This window comes from Helicobacter sp. UBA3407, from assembly GCF_949747025.1.
Taxonomy (GTDB): Bacteria; Campylobacterota; Campylobacteria; order Campylobacterales; family Helicobacteraceae; genus Helicobacter_D; species Helicobacter_D ganmani.
The window spans coordinates 1-4,203 of sequence record NZ_CATKCB010000076.1 but is presented as its reverse complement, the minus strand read 5'-3'; the positions used below and the strand labels follow the sequence as shown (position 1 = coordinate 4,203).

The 4,203-nt window shown below is 36.8% G+C and carries 3 protein-coding genes and 1 pseudogene; 2 read left to right on the top strand and 2 right to left on the bottom strand.

The features are described 5' to 3' along the window. A pseudogene (locus Q1553_RS01660) lies at positions 1 to 930 on the top strand (bifunctional phosphoribosylaminoimidazolecarboxamide formyltransferase/IMP cyclohydrolase PurH); the annotation flags it as partial. Positions 931 to 1,091: 161 nt separating this feature from the next. Here the strand turns inward: Q1553_RS01660 and Q1553_RS01655 are convergent. After that, a complete protein-coding gene (locus Q1553_RS01655; protein WP_297579252.1) occupies positions 1,092 to 1,757 on the bottom strand; it encodes a hypothetical protein in 666 nt (221 codons plus the stop codon). 58 nt (positions 1,758 to 1,815) lie between these two features. Beyond that, complete coding sequence (locus Q1553_RS01650) at positions 1,816 to 2,880, bottom strand: tyrosine-type recombinase/integrase (protein WP_115550699.1); 1,065 nt, start codon at positions 2,878 to 2,880, stop codon at positions 1,816 to 1,818. Positions 2,881 to 3,099: 219 nt separating this feature from the next. Here Q1553_RS01650 and Q1553_RS01645 point away from each other — a divergent pair, with 219 nt between their 5' ends. After that, a complete protein-coding gene (locus tag Q1553_RS01645) occupies positions 3,100 to 4,134 on the top strand; it encodes a hypothetical protein (protein ID WP_300760865.1) in 1,035 nt (344 codons plus the stop codon). Positions 4,135 to 4,203: the final 69 nt, after the last annotated feature.

Sequence of the window (4,203 nt, the reverse complement as noted above, 5' to 3'; positions counted from 1 at the left end):
GGAAAGCTTGTTGCCCCAACGCGTTATGGAGAGAATCCACATCAAAAAGGTGCGTATTATGAGTTTAAAGATTTTTATTCCAAGACTTTTCAAACGCTTAAAGGTGAAGTGAGTTTTAACAATCTCACAGACATTAATAGTGCGGTGAAAATTGCCTCTAGCTTCGGCAAGCGTCCTTGTGTCTGTATCGTCAAACACGCTAACCCTTGTGGATTTGCGCTAAAAGACACTTTGATAGAATCCTACATACAAGCATTAAAGTGCGATTCCGTCTCTGCCTTTGGTGGTGTCGTGGCAGTCAATGGAATCGTGGATTTAGAGCTAGCCCAAGAAATAAACAAGATTTTTATTGAGGTGTTAGTTGCACCGCAAATTACGCAAGAAGCCTTAGCACTCTTTGAGACAAAGAAAAAAATCAAACTTTTTGTTTGTGGCGGGGATTATTTAGAAATTCCAAAAGATACGCAAGATTTCAAACATATTGAGGGTGGGTTCGTCTTGCAAGATTCCGATTACATTACAGAAAATGAAGTCAAAAATGCCAAGTGTGTAAGCAAAACACAGGCAAGTGAATCACAAATACAAGATTTGGAGATTGCCTACAAAGTCGCGAGTTTTGTGAAATCAAATTGTGTTGTGTATGTCAAGAATTCCGCAATGGTTGCTGTGGGTATGGGAATGACAAGTCGCGTAGATGCCGCAAAAGCTGCAATCAAAAAAGCACAAGAAATGGGGCTTGACTTAAGGGGTTGTGTTTTGGCAAGTGAGGCGTTTTTTCCTTTTAAAGATAGCATTGAAGAAGCACATAAAGTAGGTGTGAGTGCAATCATTGAACCCGGAGGAAGTATCCGAGATGAGGAAGTGGTGGAGTGCGCAAACACATATGGAATCGCACTTTATTTCACAGGCAAACGACACTTTTTGCATTAACTATATCTTACACTTTTGCTATGTCCTTGCGGATTCTATTTTCTTGCGAGGCAAAGCCGAAATATGTGTTGTGTTAGCAACTCACTCACCTGCAAATCCAAATTCCACTAAATAGGATACACACAAAAACGAGGGAAACCCGAATTTAAGGATTCATAACCTTACACTTCCATATTTAAGTGGTTTTGCATAGTGTTTTGCAAGGATTCTTGAATCTTATTTTGGATTGTCTGCATATTTGCCCCGCTAATGCTAAAAGTAAAATGAGAATCTCCATTTTGTTTCGCCTCTTGTGCTTTTTGCAGAGATTCTTCCAAGGCTTTTTGCTCCTCTAGTCGCTTTTGTTCTTGCTTTTCTTTCAATCTCTGTTCCTCTTGCTTGCGCGACGCATTTTCTTTTGCTATCCTTCCATCAGGGTCGCTTGAACCGCTTGTTATCATCGTGATTTCTCCTTTAGCGTCTATGCTGTAACTCACTTGCGTGAGAGTGCCTGCAAACATACTTGTATTTAAAGATTGCATTGCTTGCAAGTTCTCCTCTAGCCACTGCATTTTTTCTGGATTTTTCAGTGCTTCTTGCAAGAAAGTAGGGGAAACATTGAGAGTTGCAGGGATTCCTTCAATTGTTTTATCCGCACGATTGACGCCATATTTTTCAGTGATATAGCTTTGCAATTCTTGTAAGGTTTGTGGTTTTTTAGAATCACTTGTAATAGTTGTTGCCGCCATATCCTCTGTTTCAAAATAACTGACAAGTTTTGCTCCTAATGCCGCTGCATTTGCCTTTGCTGCTTGATAACCGCTCGTGTTTGTGTTAATGGGATTCATCATCGCTCCTAAGAATTAATTTAGGAATATATCGGCTTTTTTTTATTTTAAATAATAGCTAATTCATAATTTCTGTGGTGTTTTTAAGCTTTTGTTTATCAAAATGTGTGTAAATGCGCGAAGTATCCAAACTCGCGTGTCCAAGTGCTTCTTGAACTAGCACCAAATCTTGACTTTTTTGATAGAGTAGGGTGGCAAAACTATGTCGCAACATATGCGCACCATTCTTCTCTTTGCGGATTCCATTTGTAAGCAAAACTTGTTCAACAATGCGGCTAACATAGGCTTGAGTGAGATTCTTGCCTTTTTGATTGCAAAAAACCAAATCATCTTGCACTTCGTTGGGACGAGAGTTTATCCAACTTGAGAAATCGTAATCAATGTTTTTTGCCTTTATCATCACGACGCGAGGCTTATTGCCTTTGCCGCGCACTTGAATGATGAAAAATTCTCCATCTAGCATAATGTCTTTGATTTTCAGATTCAATGCCTCACTGACGCGAATCCCTGTATAAATAATAATTTTTAATAGCAGACGATTGCGCGCACCCAAAGATTCGTGCTTAAAAGGAAAACAATCAATGCCATTTAAAAAGCGACGCACTTCATCTTCATTCATATAAGAGGGTAGTTTTTGTCCGCTTTTACCGCGCAATCCACCCCAATTTTTGAGTTCAATATGGAAATTGTAAGAAGCCCCTTCGTCGTCTTCATTTTGCTTATCAATGAAGCTAAAGAAATTTAAAAGCGTCATACGATAGTTTTTTTTCGTTGCATCTGAAAGCGCACTTGTATGGATAGTTAAAAACTCCTTAAGCATTTCTTCATCTACTTCTTTTAGGCTTGCAAGCCCCAAATAATTTAAGTAATCATAAAGCTTTAAAAGCGGTTGAATATAAGTATTAATACCAATTAATCCGGCATTACGACATTGTTTGCAAATTTCTTTCAAATCTTTAATTTCTACGATTCCACGTCTTAATAAATTCAAAGCAGCAATGATTCCTTTTTTGTCTTTTACTTGATGATTGGATAAGCTGTTGAGTTTGCTATAAACAAAACGTTCCATCCAAAATAATAAATTATTGGGAAAATCATCTTTGAAATCAAGCGGATAACGCATTATAAATCCTTAAATAAAATAAAGTTTAATAAAAAATGAATTTTTGATTATAGCAGAAATCTATGGCAAAAATTTTAATTTTTGTATTGAAAACTATAATTTTCAAACTTTTTTATTTAAAAACACTTATCTCCCTATCAAAAATAGATAACTGGCTATTAAGATTTTATTTATTTTTGACGATATTATTTCATATAAAATCATCAAGGAGAATCCAAAATGGCAATTTCTTTTCAAAATAATTTATTCAAAAATCCTTTTGTTACAAGCGGGATTGAGAATCTTAAACCAAAGGTGAATCAAGAGCGTAACAATAGCGACAAAACAGAAGATAAAAATACCAAGGCAAATACTCAAGACACCAAAGCGACAATGGAGAGTGAAATCAAGCAAAGCCTATTGAATATCAACCCCATAGACAAAGCGCAAAATAGTTTAGCAAATGTGATGTTGAGAAATCTAGCGGACGCACTAGAGGGTGGATACGACGAATATGCCAATATGATGATAGATAGCATTATTCAAAACTCCAAATTGCCCGCTTCAAGTGCCAATGCGCCGGGTAGCTCTAAAGGGGGCGTGTATATAGGCTCAATCTTTAATACTGCGAGTATTGAATTTACACAAAGCCTTACTTATACTTTAAGCTACAATAGCCAAAGTGGAGAATATTCACAAAGTTTGCAATATTCCTCTTCTTTTGTCGCAACCTTTAATGCGGAATTTACCGACAAAAATGGTAATAAGATGAATACACAAAACCAATTTGCATTGGGCAAGAATTTTGAAAATCAACTCACTAATGGACAAGAATCCATTTCCTCTGCCCTCAAAAGTCTTTTAGAGGGACAAACTTTCAATATAGATTTTGACGGAGATTTCAACGACTTTGGCGAGGGTTTGCAAAACAAGCTTAACAATATGCTTTTCTTATTTGAAACCAATGATGCTTCTAAAGCACTACAGGATAAAAACTCTAATTTGCAAACATCAAAAGAAGATAAAATGGCTTTCCTACAGAATTTGATTAATTCTAGCCTTGAAATGTTTGTTGGGATTCCTAAAGATAAAGAAAATCAAAACAACCCGATTCTCCAAGATTGGCTCAAAAGTCCAAATACGCTTACAATTTCTACCTCCTATGAACAATATAGCGCACAATGGATAGGCAAAAAGCTTGACAACTCCGAATCTGGCTTGTGGTGGTATGGTTCTTATTCGTCTAAGAGTGCTTCTTTTAAGTTTGAGGCTTAAGGGGATTCCACAACCGCCCTCTCCTAGCCTTTGCTAGAAATCTAATTCGTGCGTCAAATTTTTAAATTT

Coding starts and splice junctions, on each gene's coding strand:
- Q1553_RS01655 (WP_297579252.1), bottom strand. CDS start 1,757: ATGAATCCCATTAACACAAACACGAGCGGTTATCAAGCAGCAAAGGCA.
- Q1553_RS01645 (WP_300760865.1), top strand. CDS start 3,100: ATGGCAATTTCTTTTCAAAATAATTTATTCAAAAATCCTTTTGTTACA.
- Q1553_RS01650 (WP_115550699.1), bottom strand. CDS start 2,880: ATGCGTTATCCGCTTGATTTCAAAGATGATTTTCCCAATAATTTATTA.